Annotated in this window: 21 protein-coding genes and 3 tRNA genes; 5 read left to right on the top strand and 19 right to left on the bottom strand. The window is 59.2% G+C overall.

From position 1 onward, the window contains the following. Positions 1-215: 215 nt before the first annotated feature. Together cra and AB4O12_RS25475 are read left to right on the top strand one after the other, a co-directional pair. Positions 216-1,211: a catabolite repressor/activator gene (gene cra, locus AB4O12_RS25480; RefSeq protein WP_024011578.1), complete on the top strand. Its 996-nt coding sequence runs from the start codon at positions 216-218 to the stop codon at positions 1,209-1,211. Between the two features lie 3 nt (positions 1,212-1,214). Next, complete coding sequence (locus AB4O12_RS25475) at positions 1,215-1,991, top strand: TatD family hydrolase (protein ID WP_273527909.1); 777 nt, start codon at positions 1,215-1,217, stop codon at positions 1,989-1,991. A gap of 122 nt (positions 1,992-2,113) precedes the next feature. On the opposite strand, the gene AB4O12_RS25470 is transcribed toward AB4O12_RS25475, so the two are convergent. The 4 genes from AB4O12_RS25470 to AB4O12_RS25455 all read right to left on the bottom strand — a co-directional run bounded on the left by AB4O12_RS25470 (position 2,114) and on the right by AB4O12_RS25455 (position 8,025). Then, positions 2,114-2,803 (bottom strand): methyl-accepting chemotaxis protein, encoded by a 690-nt coding sequence (locus AB4O12_RS25470; RefSeq protein WP_370695133.1) that lies wholly within the window; start codon positions 2,801-2,803, stop codon positions 2,114-2,116. A gap of 1,583 nt (positions 2,804-4,386) precedes the next feature. Next, a complete protein-coding gene (ampE, locus tag AB4O12_RS25465) occupies positions 4,387-5,226 on the bottom strand; it encodes a regulatory signaling modulator protein AmpE (protein WP_056782885.1) in 840 nt (279 codons plus the stop codon). Then, entirely contained in the window at positions 5,223-5,783 is a 561-nt protein-coding gene (gene ampD / locus AB4O12_RS25460) for a 1,6-anhydro-N-acetylmuramyl-L-alanine amidase AmpD (protein WP_460059918.1), read from the bottom strand. The genes ampE and ampD overlap by 4 nt, the downstream gene beginning before the upstream one ends. 64 nt (positions 5,784-5,847) lie before the next feature. Further along, positions 5,848-8,025: a DUF1631 domain-containing protein gene (locus AB4O12_RS25455; RefSeq protein ID WP_460059917.1), complete on the bottom strand. Its 2,178-nt coding sequence runs from the start codon at positions 8,023-8,025 to the stop codon at positions 5,848-5,850. Positions 8,026-8,292: 267 nt separating this feature from the next. On the opposite strand from AB4O12_RS25455, the gene nadC reads away from it, so the two are divergent. Continuing rightward, a complete protein-coding gene (gene nadC / locus AB4O12_RS25450) occupies positions 8,293-9,141 on the top strand; it encodes a carboxylating nicotinate-nucleotide diphosphorylase (RefSeq protein ID WP_056782879.1) in 849 nt (282 codons plus the stop codon). Between the two features lie 117 nt (positions 9,142-9,258). Here nadC and AB4O12_RS25445 read toward each other — a convergent pair whose 3' ends face one another. Next, complete coding sequence (locus AB4O12_RS25445) at positions 9,259-9,558, bottom strand: DUF6388 family protein (RefSeq protein ID WP_041477935.1); 300 nt, start codon at positions 9,556-9,558, stop codon at positions 9,259-9,261. A gap of 354 nt (positions 9,559-9,912) precedes the next feature. Between AB4O12_RS25445 and AB4O12_RS25440 the strand changes: the two genes are divergently transcribed. Together AB4O12_RS25440 and AB4O12_RS25435 are read left to right on the top strand one after the other, a co-directional pair. Then, a complete protein-coding gene (locus AB4O12_RS25440) occupies positions 9,913-10,164 on the top strand; it encodes a type II toxin-antitoxin system HicA family toxin (protein WP_056782877.1) in 252 nt (83 codons plus the stop codon). Further along, the gene (locus tag AB4O12_RS25435; RefSeq protein WP_056782875.1) at positions 10,161-10,502 is read left to right on the top strand and encodes a type II toxin-antitoxin system HicB family antitoxin; all 342 of its coding nucleotides are present in this window, start codon (positions 10,161-10,163) and stop codon (positions 10,500-10,502) included. The genes AB4O12_RS25440 and AB4O12_RS25435 overlap by 4 nt, the downstream gene beginning before the upstream one ends. Positions 10,503-10,522: 20 nt before the next feature. Here the strand turns inward: AB4O12_RS25435 and AB4O12_RS25430 are convergent. The 14 genes from AB4O12_RS25430 to folP all read right to left on the bottom strand — a co-directional run bounded on the left by AB4O12_RS25430 (position 10,523) and on the right by folP (position 23,367). Beyond that, positions 10,523-10,595, bottom strand: a tRNA-Thr gene (locus tag AB4O12_RS25430). Between the two features lie 189 nt (positions 10,596-10,784). Further along, positions 10,785-12,890, bottom strand: a complete 2,106-nt coding sequence (pnp, locus tag AB4O12_RS25425) for a polyribonucleotide nucleotidyltransferase (protein WP_024011572.1) — start codon at positions 12,888-12,890, stop codon at positions 10,785-10,787. Positions 12,891-13,094: 204 nt separating this feature from the next. Continuing rightward, on the bottom strand, positions 13,095-13,364 hold the full coding sequence (gene rpsO / locus AB4O12_RS25420) for a 30S ribosomal protein S15 (protein WP_016771751.1): 270 nt from the start codon (positions 13,362-13,364) through the stop codon (positions 13,095-13,097). 143 nt (positions 13,365-13,507) lie between these two features. Then, entirely contained in the window at positions 13,508-14,425 is a 918-nt protein-coding gene (gene truB, locus AB4O12_RS25415) for a tRNA pseudouridine(55) synthase TruB (protein ID WP_150636060.1), read from the bottom strand. 4 nt (positions 14,426-14,429) lie between these two features. Then, a complete protein-coding gene (rbfA, locus tag AB4O12_RS25410; RefSeq protein WP_016771753.1) occupies positions 14,430-14,831 on the bottom strand; it encodes a 30S ribosome-binding factor RbfA in 402 nt (133 codons plus the stop codon). A gap of 159 nt (positions 14,832-14,990) precedes the next feature. Next, positions 14,991-17,516 carry a translation initiation factor IF-2 gene (gene infB / locus AB4O12_RS25405; protein WP_041477933.1) on the bottom strand — a complete coding sequence of 842 codons (2,526 nt, stop codon included), beginning with the start codon at positions 17,514-17,516 and terminating at the stop codon, positions 14,991-14,993. A gap of 27 nt (positions 17,517-17,543) precedes the next feature. Further along, complete coding sequence (gene nusA, locus AB4O12_RS25400; protein ID WP_024011569.1) at positions 17,544-19,025, bottom strand: transcription termination factor NusA; 1,482 nt, start codon at positions 19,023-19,025, stop codon at positions 17,544-17,546. Between the two features lie 47 nt (positions 19,026-19,072). Further along, positions 19,073-19,531, bottom strand: a complete 459-nt coding sequence (gene rimP, locus AB4O12_RS25395) for a ribosome maturation factor RimP (RefSeq protein WP_007973115.1) — start codon at positions 19,529-19,531, stop codon at positions 19,073-19,075. A 139-nt stretch (positions 19,532-19,670) separates the two neighbouring features. Then, a tRNA-Met gene (locus AB4O12_RS25390) sits at positions 19,671-19,747 on the bottom strand. Between the two features lie 97 nt (positions 19,748-19,844). After that, positions 19,845-19,930, bottom strand: a tRNA-Leu gene (locus tag AB4O12_RS25385). Positions 19,931-19,952: 22 nt separating this feature from the next. Further along, complete coding sequence (gene secG / locus AB4O12_RS25380; RefSeq protein WP_016771756.1) at positions 19,953-20,336, bottom strand: preprotein translocase subunit SecG; 384 nt, start codon at positions 20,334-20,336, stop codon at positions 19,953-19,955. A gap of 4 nt (positions 20,337-20,340) precedes the next feature. Continuing rightward, the gene (tpiA, locus tag AB4O12_RS25375; protein ID WP_041477932.1) at positions 20,341-21,096 is read right to left on the bottom strand and encodes a triose-phosphate isomerase; all 756 of its coding nucleotides are present in this window, start codon (positions 21,094-21,096) and stop codon (positions 20,341-20,343) included. Between the two features lie 65 nt (positions 21,097-21,161). Then, the gene (gene glmM / locus AB4O12_RS25370; RefSeq protein WP_460059916.1) at positions 21,162-22,499 is read right to left on the bottom strand and encodes a phosphoglucosamine mutase; all 1,338 of its coding nucleotides are present in this window, start codon (positions 22,497-22,499) and stop codon (positions 21,162-21,164) included. Positions 22,500-22,515: 16 nt separating this feature from the next. Beyond that, positions 22,516-23,367 carry a dihydropteroate synthase gene (folP, locus tag AB4O12_RS25365; protein ID WP_056782869.1) on the bottom strand — a complete coding sequence of 284 codons (852 nt, stop codon included), beginning with the start codon at positions 23,365-23,367 and terminating at the stop codon, positions 22,516-22,518. Positions 23,368-23,369: the final 2 nt, after the last annotated feature.

Raw genomic sequence — 23,369 nt, 5'->3', positions numbered from 1 at the left:
TGGCGGTTTCACGGCAGGACCGGCCAAAGGCGTCTAAAACGTAGAAAATACGCTTGCTGAAACGTTTAATCTAGATTGATCGGCACGTTACTCGATAATGTCTCATCCTTGAAGTCCAACTGGTCGGATCTGCCCAGGCAATAAGTCGACTGCCCTTATCGGGTAGGATTGGCGAAAATGTCGCGGCATGCTCGAAAAAACAAGGAAATACCGGGTTGAAACTCAGTGATATCGCGCGGTTGGCCGGCGTCTCCGTCACCACCGCCAGCTACGTCATCAACGGCAAGGCCGAACAGCAACGCATCAGCAACGCGACCGTCGAGCGCGTGCGCGCGGTGGTCGATCTGCACGGCTTCACGCCCAATCCGCAAGCGGCCGGCCTGCGCAGTCGGCACACGCGCACCCTGGGCTTTATCTTGCCGGATCTGGAAAACCCCAGTTACGCGCGGATCGCCAAGTTGCTCGAACAAGGCGCGCGGGCGCGCGGTTATCAATTGCTGATCGCCAGCTCCGACGACGCGCCGGACAGCGAGCGCCAGTTGCTGCAACTGTTCCGCGCGCGTCGCTGCGATGCGCTGATCGTCGCCAGTTGCCTGCCGGCCGGTGATGACAGCTATCGGCAGTTGCAGGCCAAGGGGCTGCCGATCATCGCCATCGACCGGGTCATGGAGCCGGAGCATTTCTGCTCGGTGATCAGCGACGACCGCGAGGCCAGCCTGCATCTGACCCAAAGTCTGCTCGATCCGCAGCCAAAGCAGATCGTGCTGCTCGGCGCCCGCCCGGAGCTGAGCATCAGCCAGGAGCGTGCCGCCGGTTTCCGCGCAGCGCTCAACGATTTCAAAGGCGAGGTGCTGGTCGAGCACGCCGAGTCGTTCAGCCGCGAGTGCGGCAAGCAATTGATGGAAGAACTCCTGCAGCGTCTGGGGCATTTGCCTGACGCGCTGGTGACCACTTCCTACGTGCTGCTGCAAGGCGTGTTCGATGCGCTGCATGATTTCCCGCTGAAATCGCGGCCGCTGCGCCTCGGCACCTTCGGCGACACGCAGTTGCTGGATTTCCTGCCTCTGCCGGTCAATGCCATGTCCCAGCAACACCAGTTGATCGCCGACAAGGCCCTGGAACTGGCGCTGGCCGCCGTGGAACAGGACGACTACCAACCGGGCGTGCAAGCCATTGCGCGGACCTTCAAGCAGCGTATTCATCGGGACTGAATCGTGGAGCTGATCGACAGCCACACCCACCTCGACTTCCCCGACTTCGACGCCGATCGCGCGGCGCTGCTGGCCGAAAGCCGCGCCCTCGGCGTGCGGCGCATCGTCGTGCTGGGCGTGCATCAGGGCAACTGGCAACGGGTGTGGGATCTGGTGCAGAGCGATGCCGAGCTGTATGCGGCGTTCGGATTGCACCCGGTATTTCTCGATCAGCATCGCCCCGAAGATTTGAGCGCGCTGGGGGACTGGCTGACGCGCTTGCGCGGAAATCGTCAGCTGTGTGCGGTGGGCGAGATCGGCCTGGATTACTTCATCGAAAACCTCGATCGCGAACGGCAACAGGCGTTGTTCGAAGCGCAGCTGCAACTGGCCGCGGACTTCGAGTTGCCGGCGCTGATCCACGTACGCCGCAGCCACGCAGCGGTGATCGCCACGCTCAAGCGCTTCAAGCTCAAACGCGCCGGCATCATCCACGCCTTCGCCGGCAGCCGTGAGGAAGCGCGGGAATACCTCAAGCTCGGGTTCAAACTGGGTCTCGGCGGTGCTCCGACCTGGCCGCAGGCGTTGCGCATGCATCGGGTCCTGCCGGAACTGCCGCTGCAATCGGTGGTGCTGGAAACCGACTCACCGGACATGGCCCCCGCCATGTTCCCCGGCCAGCGCAACAGCCCGGCGCATCTGCCGGCGATTTGCGCGGCGCTGGCCGAGCTGATGAATATCACGCCTGAACAACTGGCCAACGCCAGCACCGCCAACTGCTGCGAAGTCTTCGGCTGGTAACACGTACCCGGGTAGGAGCTGACGAGTGCAACGAGGCTGCGATCTTTTGATCTTCAGAGGCAAAGTCAAAAGATCGCAGCCTCGTTGCACTCGTCAGCTCCTACAGAGGGATGATGTGGGATTCAGACGCGAAACGCGCTGATCAGTTGTTTGAGTTCAACCACCTGCGCCGACAGCGCGCGGCTGGCATCTTCGGTCTGGTGCGCGCCTTGCGCCGTGCGTTCGCCGGCACGGTTGATCTCGACGATATTCTGGTCGATGTCGTGGGCCACGGCGGTCTGCTGTTCGACGGCGGCGGCGATCTGCTGGTTCTGATCGACGATCATGCCCACCGCGCCAAGGATGTTTTCCAGCGCCTGCTGGACCTTCTCCGATTGGCCCACCGTGCCGTTGGCCATCTGATGGCTGACGCCCATGGCCTTCACCGCCGCGCCGACGCCACCGTGCAGCTTGGCGATCATCTGCTCGATTTCTTCGGTCGATTGTTGGGTGCGTTTGGCCAAGGTGCGTACTTCGTCGGCGACCACGGCAAAACCGCGCCCCTGCTCGCCGGCTCGCGCGGCTTCGATCGCCGCATTGAGCGCCAGCAGGTTGGTCTGTTCTGCGATGCTCTTGATCACCTCAAGCACACGGCTGATCGACTGGCTGTCGCTGGCCAGTTGATTGATCACCAGCACCGACTGATCGATTTCGCTGGCCAGCGCGGCAATGCTGCCCTGCTGCGATTCCACCAGACCACGACCGCTGAGGGTTTCGTCGTTGACGCTGTGGGCGCTGCTCACCGCGGCCGCAGCACTGCGAGCGACTTCCATTGAGGTCGCCGACATCTGGTTCATCGCCGTCGCCACTTGTTCGATCTGCGAGCGCTGCCCGGCCACGGCCTGATTGCTCTGCGCCGACACGCTCTCCACCTGCCCGGCCTGGCGCTCGACCTCACCCACGGTGTGGCCCACGCGTTCGATCAAGTCGTGAATCTTCTTCACCGTACCGTTGAACACCTCGCCCAACTCGCCCAGTTCATCACGGCTGCTGGCCTTGAAGTTGACGGTCATGTCACCGGCCGCGACCTTGTCCATCATCGCGCCCAGGCTTTTCAGGGTGGTCCGGGTCGAGGCGTAGAAACCGCCATAAAGATAGAAAATCAGCACAAACACCACCGACAACGCCGAGGCTTGCAGAATCATGTGCGTGCGGTTCTGCGCCAGACGCTGCTGCAACTGGCTGTCGAGGAATTTCAGCGTGGCCTGATTGAGCTGGTAGGTGTGTTCCATCAGCCCGGTGACCTGATCGTAGAATGCCTGCCACGGCGCATCGAGGGTGTCGGCCATCACCACTTGCTCTTCGAACAGTTCGCTGGCCCGCTTGAGCGAAGCCTTGCTGGTGTCGGCCTGGGCAGTGAGGGATTCGCGTGCGGCGCTGCTGGAGCCGAGGGCGTCTTGCAGTTTCAGGGCGTACTCGGCCTGGAGTTTTTCGATCTGCACCAGCAACTCGTCGAAACGCGTGCTCGAGGAACTGTTGAGAAAGCCCTGGCCCAACGAATACGAACCCATCGCCCGGCCTTCGCCGAGGGTTTGCGTGACGCTGGGGGTGATCAGCGTAACCAGTTCGCTGAGCTGACGAATGTCGCTCTGGTTGTCGCGGCTCAACCCGGCCTGACTGGTGATGATCTGGCTGAAAATCTGCGCACTGGCCAGCAACTTGCCGATCAACGCGCTTTTGCTTTGCAGCGAGCTCTCTGCTTGCTGGGCCTTGAACGCGGCGATCATTTCATCGCGCTTGGCCTCGAATTGCTTGATCTGCTCGGGGTCTTCGGTCATCGCCGTCAGCCCTTCGAGCCGCGCGAGCAAAGCCTGCTCCAGCGTCTGGATCTGCGCTTCGACATTGCCGGCCTTGCCGGACTGGCCGAGGGTAACGTCGATCTGCACCAGATTGTTCAGGGTCTCCAGATCCCGGCGCAGGTTCAGGCTGCTGCCCAGCAGGTCGAGGCTCTGCAATTCGACGCGTGTGCCCTGAAATTCGCGATAGGAATCGCGTACCAGATAGAAATTGGTCACCAGCATCGGCACCAGGAACAGCACGCTGATCAGGCTGAACTTCATGCCGAAGCTCAGACGGTTCATCAGCGAGACGGCGGGATAGAGCAAGCTCTTCACTGGAAGTCTCCCTTGGTTTTTCTTGTTTTTATTGGCAGGCGCGGGACGAGAGCAGATAGCCACTATCGGGCGCTATCTCTGTATAGCGTAAATCGGCGGGAGGTTTTGTAACTTAAGGTTAATGGCAATGCAGTGATCGCCAAATCAAAAGCAAAAAGATCGCAGCCTTCGGCAGCTCCTACAGGGAAATGCGTTCCAAGGTAGGAGCTGCCGAAGGCTGCGATCTTTTGATCTTGCTGTAATCAGTGAACCAGAACCGTCCACAAGGCAAACCCGGCATACCACAGCACCGCCGCACGCAGCAGCAGTTCCCAAAGGCAATCGAGGGTGTTGATGCCGTCCGGGCCGACCACTGGCGGTGGAACTTCCCCGGCTGCCAGGCCGACCTTGTTGATCAACTGCGCAGCGCTGATGTTCCAGTTCAGCAGCTCATGCAGCATCACCCGGCTGACCGCAACGAAGTTGCCGACCAACGCAAGACTCGCCGCCAGCAAGCGCACCGGCACCCAATCGAAGGCATGACGCAACTGCGCAGCACGCTCGACCAGCGCCGGATTGCAGCCGTGCTCTTCGGCTAGCGCCAGCAGGCGATAGGCCAATGCCGCCACGGGGCCGAGGAGGAAGTACCAGAAGATCACCGCGAAGAAACTCTGATAGGCCTGCCACAGCAGATGCCCTTGCACCCGCTCGAGCAACTGCTCGCCGTTGTCGGCGCAGATATCCAGATCGCGCTTGGCGACGTGCGCCGCCGCTTGCAGATCCTCACGGCGCCAGGCATCGCGGAACGGGCCGAGGCCGCCGAGCAGATCGCCGCGTCCGAGGCTGTAGATCACCACCAGCAAATGCACCGGCAGCGCCAGCAAACCGTACGCCACAGGTTCCAGCACCAGCAGCAACAGCGCCAGCAACGCCACCGGGCACAGCACCAGAATCGTCAGCACCAGCCACGGTTGCCTGGCCAGCCGTTTGCTGTTTTCGAGTTTGTGCAGTTCGCGGATCCATCCGCCGTCGCGTTGAAGCCGATGGCGCAGAGCCGAAAACTTCTCGATCCACAGCGCCAGCAGTAACACCAGAAAACTCATTGTCCTTCCTCTTTTACCAGGGCGGCGCGGTAGCGTGCCCAGTCGAATGCCGGTCCCGGATCGGTCTTGCGCCCCGGCGCGATATCGCTGTGGCCGCAGATGCGCTGATCGGTGATCGCCGGAAAGCGTTTCTGCAACTGCCGGGTCAGCGCAGTCAACGCGCGATATTGCTCGTCGGTGAACGGCAGATCATCGGTGCCTTCCAGCTCGATGCCCACGGAAAAATCGTTGCAGGTTTCACGGCCTTCGAACATCGAAACGCCGGCATGCCACGCCCGTTCCAGACAGGAGACAAACTGGGTGACGTTGCCGTCACGTTCGATCAGAAAATGCGCCGAGACGCGCAGGTCAGCGATGCCTGCAAAGTACGGGTGTTCGGTGACATCCAGACGATTCTGGAAAAATTCCTGCACCTTGCCCGTGGCGAATTGCGCCGGCGGCAGGCTGATGTTGTGGATGACCAACAGGGACACTTCGCCCGCCGGGCGCTCATTGAAGTTGGGCGACGGGCAGATCTGCACGCCATGACACCACCCGCTCGCGGGATCCAACTGCATACCGATTCCTTCAACGCCGACCATGTGGGCGCCCAGTATGCCGCGATCCGCCCTCACCGCGCGATCACTTGCCGCGATTGAGTCGCCGCAGGTCGCCCAGCACCGATTCCAGTGCGCGGTCGAACAGCAAGGTGTCATCCAGTGCGCGCGCGGCGCCACGGCTGAAAGCCAAGGCGAGGTCGGTGCGGCTGTGCTCCAGCACTTTCGTCCCGGTGCGGTCGACGAAGACATATTTGCCGGTCTCTTCGATGATCGCGGCGAGTTTGCAACGCAAGGTCTGTTCCTCGTCTGCGTCGAACACCACCCAGTTGCCCACACGCAACTGCTCGACCTGAGACAGAGCGGCAGCGTCTTGCGCCAGGCGCGGCGCCGGGGTGGCTGCTGCCTGGTCGGCACTGTGCTGCAAGACCTCGGGCGTGACTTCGATCAGCGGCATGGCGCTGTGCTCGGCATCGTCGGAACGTTCCAGCACGCGTACGTGCAGAGCCTCCAGTTCGCTGAAAAATTCGCTGGTGGCAAACGGGTCGAACGCGGTACTGCTCAGGCCATCGCGCAGCGACTTGAGCAAGCCCGGCACCAGCGCCAGCAGGCGCAGGCTGGATTCGCCGTCGTCATGGCGCTGCACGCTCCAGACCAACTGCTCCATGGTCTGCACGTCGGCGTGCCATTCGGCGGACTGATCACCGTGCTTGAGGCAGGTCAGCAACAGCACTTTGCTCCAGGCCTGCTGGACGAAACTGACCACCGTCGCCGGCAGCACCTGGCCCAGCAGAGCCTGCTGCAACGCCTGTGCAACGCGATGCTGAGCCAGTTCGGCTTTTGCCCGGCCTTCCTCGGCATCACGCAAGCGTTGTTCCAGCAGTTCAGTGCGACGACGTTCTTCCTGAGTGAAGGCGAGGAAGTCGGCGAGCAGTTCGGAGAAGATCGCCGGGTCGTCGACAAACTCGCTGAGCAAGCGCTGTACCACTTGCTCGATGCGCACATAGAGGTTGTCGCGCTCAGCGCCGTCGCAATCGCTCCAGCCCATTGCGGCCTCGGCGATTTCGTTGAGCAGGCGCCGCGCCGGGTGCGTGCTGCGGCTGAAGAAACTCTTGTCCAGCACCGCAACCTTGAGCATCGGAATCTGCAATCGGCCGATCAGCGCCTTGAGCGCATCGGGCACATTGCGATCGTCGAGGATGCAGTCGAAAACCATGGCGATCAGGTTGATCACATCTTCGTCGGCAGTCGCGACAACGCGGGACCTGCCGCTTCTGACGCTGACCCGGGTCAGCAACTGTTCGAGCTGATGACGCAGATCGAAATCTTCCTGAGCCTCCAGCGCCGGTACGTATTGCTGCAAGTGCGACAACAACCGCAGCAGGTCGCGGGTGTTGATCGGATGCGCCGGTGCGCCGGGCTCCAGGGTCGGTGTGACGCGGCCGCGGACCTGGGCGAGCAATTGCTGCATCGCGGCGAACACTTCCTCGATGCCTTCGTCCGCTGGCGGCTCGTCGAGATCTTCAATCAATGTGTCGCTGTCCGCAGGCTCGACCATGCGACGAGCCACGGCGGGTTTCAGATGTGGCAACACGCCGGTGGCGAGCAACAACTGATTGGCCTCGCCATACAACTGTTCGGTGTCAGCCAGCACATAGCGTTCGAACAGCTTGAGCAGGATCAGCTTGACCTTGATCTCGACGCCGAGGTTACGTCCGGCCTGCAGGAAATATTCGCAGAGCATCGCCGGACTCAGCGGGTTGTGCTGATCGTCCAGACGCTTGCCGAGCATCGAGCTGAAGCGTGCGGTCAGTTGGTCGAGAGCGAAGCCGTCGCGCTTGAGCACACGGCTGACCATGGTCTGCACGGCGACGGTGCGCTCCATGGCATCGGTGCGCGGCGCCGACTCTTCGACCACCGGCGTGCGTGGCAGGGTGTTGGCGGCGGGGTCGTATTGGGTAAGGCCGGCGAAGGCTTCGAAAAACAATTCGAGAAAGCCACGCTCGATGTTCTTGCGCTTGAGGCGCAGGTCGCGCATGGCTTCAAAAAAAATGTTCTGATCGACATCGTTGCGCGCCCGGTCGGCCATTTCGAACAGCGTGTCGTCAGCGTTATCGAACAATTCCTGCAAATCGTGGCGCAGCTGCTGCGCAGCCTTGTCGCGAACCTGCAGCAGAATCACCGGCAAGCGGGCAAGCGGCGAGTGGTCCGCCAGATCGGCAGTCGCCCGGTGCAAAGGCACCACTTTCCCGTCGTTGCGCATCCAAGCCTCCTGGAACGGTGATTCGGTTCGTCGCTTTCGACACTGCCCCAGCGGAGTCGTTCGTCAAAGCCATGACGTCAAATACAAGGCGGATTATCTGGCAAAAGAGGCCGACGATGCTATAGGCCTCAGGGTTTCCCCTATACACCATGCCTCTCGCACTCAGCGCAGGAAAATCGACCAGATGCGTCAGGCACGAACGTTCTCGCCTTGGGTTGGCTCGCGCCCTGCCCCTATAATCGAACCACTTTGTTTGTGGAGTCCGTTATGCCGAATCTACGTCTCGCCGATCTGACCGCCGAAATCGAAAACAACGTGCGCCGTGCGTTGCTCGAAGACGTCGGCAGCGGCGACATCACCGCGCAACTGATCCCGGCCGAACGCCTGGCCAAAGCCACCATCATCACCCGTGACGACGCCGTCATCTGCGGCACCGCGTGGGTCGATGCGGTGTTTCGCCAGCTCGATCCGCGCGTGGCGGTGCATTGGCAAGTGGTCGACGGCCAGCGGGTCAAAGCCAATCAGCCGCTGTTTCACCTGGAAGGCCCGGCTCGCTCACTGCTGACGGGGGAACGCAGCGCGCTGAACTTCTTGCAGTTGCTGTCCGGCGTAGCGACGCGCGCGCAGTACCTGGCGGACTTCGTCGGCGAGACGCAGGTCAAGTTGCTCGACACGCGCAAAACCTTGCCGGGCCTGCGGATGGCGCAGAAATATGCGGTGACCTGCGGCGGCTGCCACAACCATCGCATCGGTCTCTACGATGCCTTCCTGATCAAGGAAAACCACATCGCCGCCAGTGGTGGCATCGCCGAAGCCGTGGCCGCCGCACACAAGATCGCCCCGGGCAAACCGGTGGAGATTGAAGTGGAAAGTCTTGAGGAGTTGCAGCAAGCGCTGGAAGCCGGCGCCGACATCATCATGCTCGACGAACTGAGCCTGGATGACATGCGCGAAGCGGTACGCCTGACCGCCGGCAAGGCGAAACTGGAAGCCAGCGGCGGCATCAACGAAAGCACGCTGCTGCCGATCGCCGAAACGGGCGTGGATTACATCTCGATTGGCGCGATGACCAAGGATGTCAAAGCGGTGGATCTGTCGATGCGACTGAGTCTCTGAGCTACAAGCTACAAGCTACAAGCTACAAGCTACAAGCTACAAGCTACAAGCTACAAGCTACAAGCTGAGCGATTGTGCTTTTACTTGTAGCTTGCAGCTTAAAACTTGTAGCTGCTTTTAAACGACGAGATTGTTCATCTCGCAGTACTCTTCCCACTCGACACCCAAGACTTCCGCCGCTTCCTTGTGCAGCACGAGGCGCTGCGCCTCGAACTCTTCCGGCGAGCTCGTGTACTTGAGCGTCAGCTCCCACGGCTGCAAGCCCTGCGCTTCGGCTTCGTCTTCGAAGGCCCACTGGATCTGGTCTTTTTGATCATCGGGACTCAGGTCCTTGATCTCATCCTTCAGGTCCGGCACATCCAGAAGGTATTTTTCCAGCGCTTGTTCGTGGCGTTGCTCTTGGGTCAATTCAGTCATGGGGTTCTCGCTGATCTTAGGAATGGAGGATGGATCTGGATCATCAAGGATCTCTCTGACGCAGGAAGCCATTGGAAGCTCGGTTTTTCCTGGCCTTCAGGACCATTCGTGGATCATATGAAAACAACGGTGCTTGCTTGTCTGGTACGAAGGAATCCTAACAGAGACGCAAGCCAGTGCAACCGGGGGAATGAAATGAAGGGTGGTATGCGCTTGGTTACAGTTTCCGGTTTCCATGCGCGAAATTCACTGCGTATAAATCCTCGCCATCGCCTTTGAGGTCAAGGCGAACGAAACCTTCACATTGACCGCCCAAAAACAGGCAACTATATTCAGTTGCAATCATAGGCCAGCATGTCAAAGACTGAAAAACTTCTCGCCAAACTTGTCAACGGCCAAAGCGCATTCACATGGTCCGAGCTTGTCACTCTGTTGGCGCGTCTTGGTTACTCTCAGCTGGAAGGATCCGGTAGCAGGATCAAATTCGACAACGGGAATCCGAGCGCAATGATCAACCTGCACAAGCCACATCCCGGAAATGAAATCAAAACATACGCAAGACGCCAGATTATCGAGCAACTGAAAACAGGAGGCCTGATTCCATGAGTTCCCAGCTGCACTACAAAGGCTATGTTGGCTCTATCGAGGCGAGCACGGAAGATAAGTGCCTGTTCGGAAAACTCCTTTTCATCAGGGCGCTGGTTAATTATGAAGGACAAACGGTGGCTGAACTGGAAGCAGCCTTTCGCGAGGCGGTAGATGACTATTTACAAACCTGTCAGCAGCTCGGGCAGAAGCCTGAAATCCCATGCAAAGGATCGTTCAATGTTCGCATAGGTCACGATCTGCATTTAGCAGCGGCTCTGGCGGCAACCCGTCAAAATGTGTCGTTGAATGATCTGACACGTCAAGCACTGAACGAATACCTCCAACACCACGCATAAAACCGAAGGCGAAAATTTTTTGCCCGAGACAGGAATCGAACCTGCGACCTTCGCGTTACGAGTGCGCTGCTCTACCGGCTGAGCTACACGGGCGGTGGGCTAAACCTAGCACCGGACTCGAACTGCGGCAAATTTGTGGGTTGTCTGATGGTTTTCTTTTGAGAACCACATTTGTGGCGAGGGGATAAATCCCCTCGCCACAATTTCTTTATTTCAGATAAAAAAATGCCCCCGCCGTTTGCACGGCGGGGGCATCTTTATTGCGCTAAAGCGTTGGGGTGATTAAACGCCCGAAGCCTTGGCAGCTGCCACGTCTTTGATGGACAGCTTGATACGGCCGCGGTTGTCCACGTCCAGTACCAGCACTTCCACTTCCTGGCCTTCCTTCAGGATGTCGGTGACTTTCTCAACGCGAGCGTCGCTCAGCATCGAGATGTGCACCAGACCGTCCTTGCCCGGCAGGATGTTGACGAATGCGCCGAAGTCGACGATGCGCTCAACCTTGCCGACGTAGATCTTGCCGATCTCGGCTTCTGCCGTGATGCTCAGAACGCGCTGACGCGCTGCTTCTGCGGCATCCTTGGTTTCGCCGAAGATCTTGATCGAACCGTCGTCTTCGATGTCGATCGAAGCCTTGGTTTCTTCGCAGATCGCACGGATGGTCGCGCCACCTTTACCGATAACGTCACGGATCTTGTCGGTGTCGATCTTCATCGCGATCATGGTCGGAGCGTTGGCCGACAGTTCGGTACGCGACTGGCCAATGATCTGGTTCATCTGGCCGAGGATGTTCAGGCGCGCTTCAAGGGCCTGGCCCAGAGCGATTTCCATGATCTCTTCGGTGATGCCCTTGATCTTGATGTCCATCTGCAGCGCAGTAACGCCTTTGGCGGTACCGGCTACCTTGAAGTCCATGTCGCCCAGGTGATCTTCGTCGCCGAGGATGTCGGTCAGGACGGCGAACTTCTCGCCTTCTTTAACCAGACCCATGGCGATACCGGCTACCGGTGCCTTCATCGGTACACCAGCGTCCATCAGTGCCAGGGAAGCACCGCACACGGAAGCCATCGAGCTCGAACCGTTGGATTCGGTGATTTCCGATACCACGCGGATGGTGTACGGGAACACGTCAGCGGCTGGCAGCATGGCCGAAACCGAACGACGGGCCAGACGGCCGTGACCGATTTCGCGACGACCGGCGCCACCCATGCGACCACACTCGCCTACCGAGAACGGCGGGAAGTTGTAGTGCAGCATGAACGGGTCTTTCTTTTCGCCTTCCAGGGTGTCCAGCAGTTGCGCGTCACGGGCGGTGCCCAGTGTTGCAACAACCAGTGCCTGGGTCTCGCCACGGGTGAACAGAGCCGAACCGTGAGTCTTCGGCAGAACGCCGACTTCGATGTTCAGCGGACGTACAGTCTTGGTGTCGCGACCGTCGATACGTGGCTTACCGTTGACGATGTTTTCGCGAACGGTGCGGTATTCGATTTCGCCGAAGGCTGCTTTGACTTCAGCAGCGCTTGGCTGGCCTTCCTCACCGGACAGCTTGGCGACCACTTGGTCCTTCAGCTCACCCAGGCGAGCGTAACGGTCGGCCTTGATGGTGATGGTGTAAGCCTGGGAGATCGCTTCGCCGAACTCGGCACGGATAGCGCCCAGCAGTTCGGTGGCTTCTGGCGCAGGAGCCCAGTTCCAGGTTGGCTTGGCGGCTTCGGCAGCCAGTTCCTTCACAGCGTTGATCACAACCTGGAATTCGTCGTGAGCGAACAGTACCGCGCCCAGCATCTGGTCTTCGGTCAGCTCTTTGGCTTCCGATTCAACCATCAGCACGGCGTCGGAAGTACCGGCAACGACCATGTCCAGGCTCGAAGCGGCCTGCTGCTCGTAAGTCGGGTTCAGCAGGTAGCCGGTGCTTTCGTGGAAAGCCACGCGAGCGGCGCCGATCGGGCCGTCGAATGGAATGCCGGAGATGGCCAGGGCAGCCGAGGTACCGATCATCGCAGCGATGTCCGGATCGGTCTTCTTGCTGGTGGAAACGACGGTGCAGACAACCTGCACTTCGTTCATGAAGCCTTCTGGGAACAGCGGACGGATCGGACGGTCGATCAGTCGGGAAGTCAGGGTTTCTTTCTCGGAAGGACGGCCTTCACGCTTGAAGAAACCGCCAGGGATCTTACCGGCGGCGTAAGTCTTTTCCTGGTAGTGCACGGACAGAGGGAAGAAACCCTTGCCCGGATCGGCTTGCTTTGCACCGACAACAGTCACCAACACGCTGACGTCGTCGTCAACGGTGACCAATACTGCGCCGGAGGCCTGACGGGCGATACGGCCTGTCTCGAGGGTAACGGTCGATTGACCGAACTGGAATTTTTTGATTACCGGGTTCACGGTGTCCTACCTTCTTTGTGGCTCTTGGGGGAAACGGTTTCTTGCGAATTCTTGGGCAATCTCGGGAATCGGCCCGATGGCAATTGTCCGGGTGCTACAGGTAAAGCCATGCTGCAGATAAAACTTGAGGCTGGGAGCCTGCAAGACGCCAGCGGAAAACCGCTGACGCCCGACAGACCACCAACCTCATAGCGCAATCGCTGATTAGCGACGCAGACCCAAGCGAGCGATCAGCGCGGCGTACCGGCTTACGTCCTTGCCTTTCAGGTAGTCCAGCAGCTTGCGACGCTGGTTAACCATGCGGATCAGACCACGACGGGAGTGGTGATCTTTACCGTTGGCCTTGAAGTGACCTTGCAGTTTGTTGATGTTGGCGGTCAGCAGTGCAACCTGCACTTCTGGCGAACCAGTGTCACCAACAGCTTGCTGGTAGTCAGCAACGATTTGAGCTTTTTCTTGAACGTCGAGAGCCATGAGGCAATCCTTCCTTATCAGGAAACTGTTTCAGGGAAACAGCTTCAACAGGCCAGGGACAAATCCCTGTATCTATAAATGAGTAGTGACCATGCCTGTTAACAGCCACACTCGCCGGCCCGCTTAACGCAGACCGGTTCCGGTCATTCTGACCGAATCAAGCGACGCGGCGCGATACGCCCGTCTTCGCTCACTTCACCGATACCGATGAAGCGACCATTGTGATCCTGTACTCGTACCATGCCGAACTTCGGTGCATCCGGGGCACGTACCGGCTGGCCGTTGAGCCAGTAGAACGCGCTCGCTTCCGAGAAGTGCAGCAACGGCCAATCCTGCAGGCCGCTGTCCGATGGCATCAGGAAGCGATCGATCGCTTCGTTGCCGCCTTCGGCATGTACCGCTTCCAGCTCTTCGAGAGTAACAGTCTGCGCCAGGGTGAAAGGCCCGGCCTGGGTCCGACGCAATTCTGCGACGTACGCACCACAACCGAGTTGCTCACCGATATCCTCCACCAGGGTCCGAATATAGGTGCCCTTGCTGCAGTCCACCGCAAGCCGCGCAGTATCGCCTTCGAAGGCCAGCAATTCCAAGCGCGCAATAGTAACAGAACGCGGTTCGCGCTCCACTACTTCGCCTGCACGTGCCAGTTTGTACAGCGGCTGGCCATCACGCTTGAGTGCCGAGTACATCGGCGGTATCTGACTGATTTGCCCACGAAATTTCGGCAGAACCGCTTCGACATCGGCGCGACCAACGGTCACCGGACGCTCCTGCAAAACCTCGCCTTCGGCATCGGCCGTGGTGGTGGTCTTGCCCAGTTGCGCCAGAGTCTCGTAGCCCTTGTCGGAATCGAGCAGGTATTGCGAGAACTTGGTCGCCTCGCCGAAGCACAGCGGCAACACGCCGGTGGCCAACGGGTCGAGGCTGCCGGTGTGCCCGGCCTTCTCGGCATTGAGCAGCCAGCGTACCTTCTGCAATGCCGCGTTGGAGGTGAACCCCAACGGCTTGTCGAGCAGGATGATGCCGCTGACGTTACGACGGATACGTTTGACCTGAGCCACCGAATTACTCCTTGGTGTCTTCAGGTGCAGGAGCGGCAACGTGCTGATTGTCTTCAGCGACGGCGCGCTCGATCAGCGCCGACAGATGCGCGCCACGCACGACGGATTCGTCGTAGTGGAAGTGCAGTTGCGGCACGCTGCGCAGCTTCATTTCGCGGGCCAATTGCATGCGCAGGAAGCCTGCGGCGGCATTGAGCACCTTGATGCTTTGCGCGATGTCTTCAGCGTTGTCCTGACCCATCACGGTAATGAAAATCTTCGCGTGACCGACGTCACGGGACACTTCCACAGCGGTGATGGTGACCAGGCCGACGCGCGGGTCTTTGACTTCGCGACGGATCAGTTGCGCAAGCTCGCGCTGCATCTGATCGCCGATACGTTGGGTACGGCTGTATTCTTTTGCCATGATTTGTTACCTGTTACTGCCCAGCGGTGAAACCCGCAAGGTCTGAAAGCGGCAAACGCCCGGCCTGACAAAAGCCAGACCGGGCGTTGCGTTTAGAGTCCGGACGCTGTGCCGTGCATTTGCATGCGACGGCCCATCGTGGCCCTTGAAGTGCGCGAGTCAGAGGCTGCGAGCAACCTGAACCTTCTCGAAGACTTCGATCTTGTCGCCGACTTTGACGTCGTTGTAGCTCTTCACGCCGATACCGCATTCCATGCCGGCACGTACTTCGGAAGCGTCATCCTTGAAGCGGCGCAGGGATTCCAGCTCGCCTTCGAAGATAACGATGTCTTCACGCAGTACACGGATCGGACGGTTACGGTGCACGACACCTTCGATCACCATGCAACCGGCGATCGCGCCAAACTTCGGCGAACGGAACACGTCACGCACTTCGGCGACACCCAGGATGTTCTCGCGAACATCGCTGCCGAGCATGCCGGTCAGGGCTTTCTTGACGTCTTCGATGATGTCGTAGATCACGTTGTAGTAACGCATATCCAGACCTTCCTGCTCGACGATCTTGCGAGCGCCGGCATCGGCACGCACGTTGAAGCCGAACAGTACAGCGTTGGAAGCCAGTGCCAGGTTGGCGTCGGATTCGGTGATACCACCGACACCGCCACCCACGACGCGCACTTGTACTTCGTCGTTGCCCAGGCCATTCAAGGCACCGTTCAACGCTTCCAGCGAACCACGGACGTCGGATTTGAGGACGATGTTGAGCGTCTTCTTCTCGGCCTGACCCATGTTTTCGAAGATGTTTTCCAGCTTGCCGGCGTGAGCGCGAGCCAGTTTGACTTCGCGGAACTTGCCTTGACGGAACAGAGCCACTTCACGGGCTTTCTTCTCGTCGGCAACCACGCTCATCTCGTCGCCAGCGTCCGGGGTACCGTCCAGGCCGAGGATCTCGACAGGGATGGATGGACCGGCTTCCTTGATCGGCTTGCCGTTCTCGTCGAGCATGGCACGTACACGGCCGTAGTTCGAACCGACCAGGACCATGTCGCCTTGACGCAGCGTACCGTCCTGAACCAGCACGGTTGCCACCGGGCCACGACCCTTGTCGAGACGCGATTCAACCACCACACCACGGCCAGGAGCCGACGGTGTAGCTTTCAGTTCGAGAACTTCGGCCTGCAGCAGAACGGCTTCAAGCAGCTCGTCCACGCCAGTACCCATCTTCGCCGAAACCGGAACGAATGGTGTGTCGCCACCCCAGTCTTCGGAAGTCACGCCGTGAACCGACAGTTCGCTGCGGATGCGATCGAGATCAGCGCCCGGCTTGTCGATCTTGTTCACTGCTACCACCAGCGGCACGCCAGCTGCCTGAGCATGCTGAACCGCTTCGATGGTTTGCGGCATCACGCCGTCGTCCGCTGCAACCACGAGGATCACGATGTCGGTCGCCTTGGCACCACGGGCACGCATTGCGGTAAACGCAGCGTGACCCGGGGTGTCGAGGAAAGTGACCATGCCGCGATCAGTCTCAACGTGGTATGCACCGATGTGCTGGGTGATACCGCCGGCTTCGCCAGCAGCTACCTTGGCACGACGGATGTAGTCGAGCAGGGAAGTCTTACCGTGGTCAACGTGGCCCATTACGGTCACGACTGGTGCACGGGAGAACGACTCACCTTCAAACTTCAGGGACTCGGCCAGGGAATCTTCCAGAGCGGTGTCGCTGACCAGGGTCACTTTGTGGCCCAGTTCTTCGGCTACCAGTTGAGCAGTTTCCTGATCAAGCACCTGGTTGATGGTCGCTGGGGTACCCAGTTTGAACATGAACTTGATGATTTCAGCCGCTTTGACCGACATCTGATTGGCCAGATCGCCAACCGTGATGGTCTCGCCGATCTGCACATCACGCACGACAGGGCCGGTCGGGCTCTGGAAACCGTGGGCGTTGCGCTTCTTCAGCTTGGCCTTGCCGCGACCACCACGACGGAAGCCATCGCTTTCTTCGTCGGTAGTGCGTGGCGCCACACGTGGTGCCGGCGCTTTTTCTTTGACCGATGCGCGATGCGGAGCGTTTTTGCGCTCGCCATCACCGCCACCGCTGCGACGATTGTTATCGTCGGCACGTGGCTTGTCCGGACGGCGCTGTTCGTTCTGCTTGTTGCGAACGTCAGCCGATGGAGCAGGAGCAGCAGCCACCGGTGCGCTTTCGCGAACAGGTTCGGCAGCAGCCGGTGCCGCAACGGCGTCGCTGGCAGCGGTTTGCGCAGCAGCAGGCTGGCGACGCGCTTCTTCTTCGGCGCGCTGCTTGGCTTCTTCTTCAGCCTTCTGACGGGCAGCATTTTCTACTGCGCGACGCTCATCCAGTTCACGCTTGCGCTCGGCTTCGATTTCTTCCGGGCTGCGCTGTACGAAAACTTTCTTCTTGCGAACTTCAACGCTGATGCTCTTGCTACCAGCCACACGCAGGGTGCTGGTGGTTTTACGCTGCAGCGTGATCTTGCGTGGTTCTTCCACTTTCGCCTTGTGACTGCTCTTCAAGTGAGTCAGCAGGGATTGCTTCTCACTGTCAGTCACATTTTCGTCGGCGGCGGTGTGCGGCAGACCTGCCTCACGCATCTGCTGCAACAGGCGCTCTACCGGTGTTTTGACCTCATCGGCCAGTTGTTTCACCGTGACTTGCGTCATGCACTTCTCTCCTCAGGCCGCGCCTAATTACTCGAACCAGTGGGCTCGGGCGGCCATGATCAACTTGCCGGCACGATCATCGTCAATGCCGTCGATGTCGAGCAGGTCGTCAATAGACTGCTCGGCCAGGTCTTCGCGGGTAATTACGCCGCGCACCGCCAGTTCCATCGCCAAATCCTTGTCCATACCCTCAAGCGAGAGCAGGTCTTCGGCCGGATGGGCGTCTGCCAGCTTTTCCTCAGTAGCGATGGCTTTGGTCAACAAGCGATCCTTGGCGCGAGCACGAAGCTCGTTGACGATGTCCTCGTCAAAGCCGTCGATGTTGAGCATTTCCTCCACCGGTACGTAGGCAATCTCTTCCAGGCTGGTGAAGCCTTCATCTACCAGCACCTGAGCCAGTTCTTCGTCGACTTCCAGCTCGTCGATGAAGTTGCGCAGGATGTCGCCGGTTTCTGCTTGCTGCTTAGCCTGGATGTCCGATTCGGTCATCACGTTCAGGGTCCAGCCAGTCAACTGGCTCGCCAGACGCACGTTCTGACCACCGCGACCGATGGCCTGAGCCAGATTGTCTGCGCCAACGGCGATGTCCATGGCATGGGCATCTTCGTCAACGATAATTGCCGCAACCTCGGCCGGGGACATGGCGTTGATAACGAACTGGGCCGGGTTGTCGTCCCACAGCACGATATCAACACGCTCACCGCCCAACTCACCCGATACCGCCTGGACGCGCGAACCGCGCATACCGATGCAGGCACCTTGCGGGTCGATGCGCTTGTCCTTGGAGCGGACAGCGATCTTGGCACGCGAACCCGGATCACGGGAGGCGGCCATGACCTCGATGAGGCCTTCGGCGATTTCCGGCACTTCGATACGGAACAGCTCGATCAGCATTTCCGGCGCGGTACGCGACAGGATCAGCTGCGGGCCGCGGTTCTCGGTGCGGATTTCCTTGAGCAGCGCACGCAGACGCACGCCGACACGGAAGGTTTCGCGAGAAATGATGTCTTCACGGGCCAGCAATGCTTCAGCATTGTTGCCCAGATCGACGATCACGTTGTCGCGGGTAACTTTTTTCACGGTGCCGGAGATGATTTCTCCCAGGCGCTCGCGATAGGCGTCGACCACTTGAGCGCGCTCGGCTTCGCGAACTTTCTGCACGATGACCTGCTTGGCAGTCTGTGCAGCGATGCGGCCGAACTCGATGGATTCGATTTTCTCTTCGACGACGTCACCGACCTTGGCACCAGGATGCGTTTCGGCAACCTTGCTTGGCCAGGTCTCGATGGCCGGATCGTCGAGATCATTCTCTTCGACGACCGTCCAGCGACGGAAGGTTTCGTAAGAACCGGTGTGGCGGTTGATTTCCACACGCAGGTCCACTTCGTCTTCAAAACGCTTTTTGGTAGCAGTGGCCAGAGCCAGCTCCAGCGCTTCAAAAATTACGCTTGCCGGTACACCCTTTTCATTGGATACCGACTCAACAACCAGCAGTACTTCTTTGCTCATCGTACGCCTCGCCTTTCGCAAGCCATTGGATCCGCGGGATCCGCGTCTCAGTCAAAACTGGGAATAATGTTGGCCTTGTCGATCATATCGATCGGCAACAGGAACTCGTGGTCTTCTACCTGCACCACGACGTCCTGCTCTTCTACACCGCGCAGAAGGCCCTGAAAGTTGCGTCGACCTTCGAAAGGCGAGCGCAGCTTGATCTTCACTTGTTCACCGGCAAATTTGGCAAACTGCTCAAGAGTGAACAGCGGGCGCTCCATGCCAGGCGAGGAAACTTCAAGGGTGTATTCAACGGAGATCGGATCTTCAACATCCAGAACGCCGCTGATCTGACGGCTGACAATGGCGCAATCGTCCACCAGCACGCCACCCTCTTTATCGATATAAACGCGCAACATCGAGTGACGACCCTGAGCCGAAAACTCGATACCCCAGCATTCATAGCCCAGGGCCACGACCACCGGGGCCAGCAAGGCCTGCAACTCTTCTAGCTTGCTCGACACCTGAACCCCCTAGTGCATGATATGTGCATGCTTTGCAAAATAAAAAAATGGGCATAACGCCCATCCTTGAAACGCCGTCGAACAGCGGCGTTGAAAGTATCCAGCTAACAAAAAGCCCCTTAAAAGGGGCTCCTTAAACTGGTTGCGGGGGCCGGATTTGAACCGACGACCTTCGGGTTATGAGCCCGACGAGCTACCAGACTGCTCCACCCCGCGACAAAGCTGGGGCGGAAGTATACGACCGATCCCTTTTAGGGTCAATGTAACCTTCCACCTGCAAGAAAGCCCGCAACAGCGGGCTCTCCTGACTAATTGGTACCGAGAAGGGGACTCGAACCCCTACACCCTATGGGCACAACCACCTCAAGGTTGCGTGTCTACCAATTCCACCACCTCGGCAATACTACGTTTGAAACCCTTCTTACTTCTGCTCTTGAGCTGGAGGCACGTCAGTCGCTGGAGTAGCCGACTTTTGCTCTTGAAGCACCGGTACATCATCAGAAGCCGGTTGTTGCTTAGGTACTTCCAACACTGCTGGATCTGGCAGACCTGCTTGAGTCAGCTGATGAGCTTTCTCTTTAGCAAAGTAACCTAACCCCAAGCTGGTTATGAAGAAACCGGCGGCAAGTATAGCAGTAAACTTACTAAGAAAGGTAGAGGAACCTTGGCTTCCGAACACAGTATTTGAAGCACCTGCTCCGAAAGACGCGCCAGCGTCCGCACCCTTACCCTGCTGCAGCAAAACCAGAGCAACTACGCCCAATGCACCCAGCAGATGAAAAACGACTACGACTGTTTCCAGCATTTTTTCAGTTTCCCGCGGCGCGACAAATCGCACCGAACTCATCTGCATTCAGGGAAGCTCCACCAATGAGCCCCCCATCGATATCCGGCATGCCGAACAGTTCGACCGCATTGGCCGCCTTCACGCTGCCGCCGTATAGAAGCCGCACACCTCGTGCGACTTCAGAATTCTCTGCCGCCAACTGCTCGCGAATGGCCTTATGCACATCCTGAGCCTGTTGCGGCGTTGCAGTCAGCCCGGTACCAATGGCCCAGACCGGCTCGTATGCAATCACTGCCTTGGCAAAGGCACCGACACCCAGCTCCTCGATGATGCTGCCCAGCTGACGCCCGACAACTTCAAGAGTTTTTCCGGCTTCGCGCTGCTCGAGGGTTTCCCCTACACACAACACCGGAATCAAGCCACATGCCTGTGCCGCTGCGAACTTGCGATTCAGCATCCCGTCTCGCTCGCCGAGAATCTGGCGGCGTTCGGAGTGCCCGACAAGCACCAGGGAACAACCTGCATCCACCAGTTGGCTGGGAGCAATCTCACCAGTCAACGCACCTTGCATGGCTTCCACCGCAGAATTCTGCGCGCCGACCGAAATCGACTTGCCTTTCAAGCCATCAATCACTTGATTGATATACAAGCAAGGCGGGAACACCGCGACATCAACACCGCTAGGCAAGGCCAGATGACGAAGGCCGTTGATCAGCTCAGCGACGCTGGCGCGGGTACCGTGCATCTTCCAGTTACCAGCTACCATAGGGCGACGCATGCTGTACCTCGTCGGTCAAAGTGGGCGCAGATGTTACCCAACACAATCATGGCTTGCAAGCCGTATCAGGCAGAAACTTCGGTTACCAGTTTTGCCAGCTCTTCGGCATAGCCGCGAACCTGGTTTTCGTCCTCGCCTTCGACCATTACGCGCACCAAGGGCTCTGTGCCGGACTTGCGCAGAAGCACGCGACCGCGCCCCGCCATCGCCTGAGTTACACGGGCACTGGCTTCCTTGACAGCCGGATGCTCCAGCGGGCTTTCACCGCCGCCAAAGCGAACGTTGATCAGCACCTGAGGGCACTTGCGCAACGCCTGCCGGGTTTGTGCCAAGCCTTCGTTGCGGGATTTCAGAGCCATCAACACCTGCAGAGCCGCGATGATCGCGTCGCCCGTGGTGGTGTGGTTGAAGCAGACCACATGCCCGGAGTTTTCCCCACCAACGAGCCAGTTGCGCTCTTGCAGTTCGGCAATCACGTAGCGGTCACCGACATTGGCGCGAACGAACGGGATCGACAGATCCGCAAGGGCCAGTTCGAGACCAAGATTGCTCATCAACGTACCGACGACGCCACCCTGCAACTTGCCACGCTCATGCAGATCGCGGGCAATGATAAACAGCAGGTCGTCACCATCAACAATGGCGCCGGTGTGATCGACCATCAATACCCGATCACCATCACCGTCGAAGGCGACACCCAGGTCCGCATGCTCAGCCAGAACGGCGGCCTGCAATGGCCCCATATGCGTGGAACCGCAGTTATCGTTGATGTTCAACCCATTCGGCTGGGCAGATAGCACGACAACTTCGGCACCCAGCTCACGGAAGACGCTCGGTGCAACCTTGTAAGTCGCACCATGCGCGCAGTCGATGACGATCTTCAGGCCGGCGAAATTGGAGCCAGTAGGAACGCTGCTTTTGCAGAACTCGATGTAGCGACCCGATGCGTCATTGATTCGCGACACCTTGCCGATCTTGCTCGACTCGACGACGGTCATTGGCGTATCGAGCAACTCTTCGATCATCAACTCCAACTCATCCGGCAGCTTGGTGCCTTTACCAGAGAAGAACTTGATGCCGTTGTCATCATGTGGGTTGTGCGATGCACTGATCACGATACCGGCTTCAGCCTGGAACGTACGCGACAGATAGGCGATGGCCGGCGTCGGCATCGGACCGAGCAGCATCACATCGGCACCCGCCGAGGTCAGCCCGGCCTCGAGTGCCGATTCGAACATATAGCCGGAGATCCGCGTGTCCTTGCCGACCAGCACCTTGCAGGCCCCCATCTTGCGGAAAGCCATACCAGCCGCCCAGCCGAGCTTGAGCATGAAGTCAGGCGTGATCGGGTATTCACCAACACGACCGCGAATGCCGTCGGTACCAAAATATTTCTTGCTCATAAGTGCTCCATCATTCTTATTCGGCTGATTCAACGGCCGCGATCATTCGCACAACATCGACGGTTTCCGCCACATCGTGGACGCGCAATATACGTGCGCCTTTAACTGACGCCAGCGCCGCCAGCGCCAGTCCGCCGTGCAGGCGCTCGCCCACGGGACGGTTCAACGCGTGGCCAATCATACTCTTGCGCGAAACACCTACCAGCAATGGCCGCCCCAGCGCATGCAGGGCCTCCATGTGTTTGAACAAGCTTAGATTGTGCTGCAGGGTCTTGGCGAAGCCGAAGCCGGGATCAAGAATGATCCGCTCGGCAGGAATGCCCGCCTGGGCGCACTGATCCATGCGCTCGGCGAGAAACTCGCCGACCTCGCGGGTGACATCCTGATACTGCGGATTATCCTGCATATCGCCCGGTTCGCCGAGCATGTGCATGAGGCAGACCGGCAATCCGGTAGCCGCCGCCGCATCCAGCGCACCATCGCGACGCAACGAACGCACATCGTTGATCAGGCCGGCACCGAGCCGTGCGGTTTCGCGCATGACTGCCGGGGTGGAAGTATCGACCGAGATGATCACATCCAGCTCGCGATTGATCAGCTCGACAATCGGCGCGACGCGCTCGAGCTCCTCCAGAGGAGAAACCGCTCGCGCGCCTGGCCGGGTCGATTCGCCGCCGACATCAATCAGCGTCGCGCCAGCCAGCACCATGGCTTCGGCATGGCGCAAAGCCGCATCGAGCTGGCTATAGCGGCCGCCGTCGGAAAAGGAATCAGGAGTGACATTGAGAATGCCCATGACATGCGTCTGGGCCAAATCAAGAACCCGGTTGCCACAAGGCAACCGGGTCAGGGACTGTACAGAAGTCATTT

This window comes from Pseudomonas sp. S2_A05 (assembly GCF_054668485.1).
The sequence above is the reverse complement of the archived record's forward strand: the minus strand, read 5'-3'. Positions and strand labels throughout refer to the sequence as shown.

Bases quoted from the DNA above. Each gene is read 5' to 3' on its own strand.
- AB4O12_RS25470 (WP_370695133.1), bottom strand. From the start codon at position 2,803: ATGGAAGTCGCTCGCAGTGCTGCGGCCGCGGTGAGCAGCGCCCACAGC.
- ampE (WP_056782885.1), bottom strand. From the start codon at position 5,226: ATGAGTTTTCTGGTGTTACTGCTGGCGCTGTGGATCGAGAAGTTTTCG.
- ampD (WP_460059918.1), bottom strand. From the start codon at position 5,783: ATGCAGTTGGATCCCGCGAGCGGGTGGTGTCATGGCGTGCAGATCTGC.
- AB4O12_RS25455 (WP_460059917.1), bottom strand. From the start codon at position 8,025: ATGCGCAACGACGGGAAAGTGGTGCCTTTGCACCGGGCGACTGCCGAT.
- nadC (WP_056782879.1), top strand. From the start codon at position 8,293: ATGCCGAATCTACGTCTCGCCGATCTGACCGCCGAAATCGAAAACAAC.
- AB4O12_RS25445 (WP_041477935.1), bottom strand. From the start codon at position 9,558: ATGACTGAATTGACCCAAGAGCAACGCCACGAACAAGCGCTGGAAAAA.
- AB4O12_RS25440 (WP_056782877.1), top strand. From the start codon at position 9,913: ATGTCAAAGACTGAAAAACTTCTCGCCAAACTTGTCAACGGCCAAAGC.
- AB4O12_RS25435 (WP_056782875.1), top strand. From the start codon at position 10,161: ATGAGTTCCCAGCTGCACTACAAAGGCTATGTTGGCTCTATCGAGGCG.
- rpsO (WP_016771751.1), bottom strand. From the start codon at position 13,364: ATGGCTCTCGACGTTCAAGAAAAAGCTCAAATCGTTGCTGACTACCAG.
- rbfA (WP_016771753.1), bottom strand. From the start codon at position 14,831: ATGGCAAAAGAATACAGCCGTACCCAACGTATCGGCGATCAGATGCAG.
- infB (WP_041477933.1), bottom strand. From the start codon at position 17,516: ATGACGCAAGTCACGGTGAAACAACTGGCCGATGAGGTCAAAACACCG.
- nusA (WP_024011569.1), bottom strand. From the start codon at position 19,025: ATGAGCAAAGAAGTACTGCTGGTTGTTGAGTCGGTATCCAATGAAAAG.
- secG (WP_016771756.1), bottom strand. From the start codon at position 20,336: ATGCTGGAAACAGTCGTAGTCGTTTTTCATCTGCTGGGTGCATTGGGC.
- tpiA (WP_041477932.1), bottom strand. From the start codon at position 21,096: ATGCGTCGCCCTATGGTAGCTGGTAACTGGAAGATGCACGGTACCCGC.
- glmM (WP_460059916.1), bottom strand. From the start codon at position 22,499: ATGAGCAAGAAATATTTTGGTACCGACGGCATTCGCGGTCGTGTTGGT.
- folP (WP_056782869.1), bottom strand. From the start codon at position 23,367: ATGACTTCTGTACAGTCCCTGACCCGGTTGCCTTGTGGCAACCGGGTT.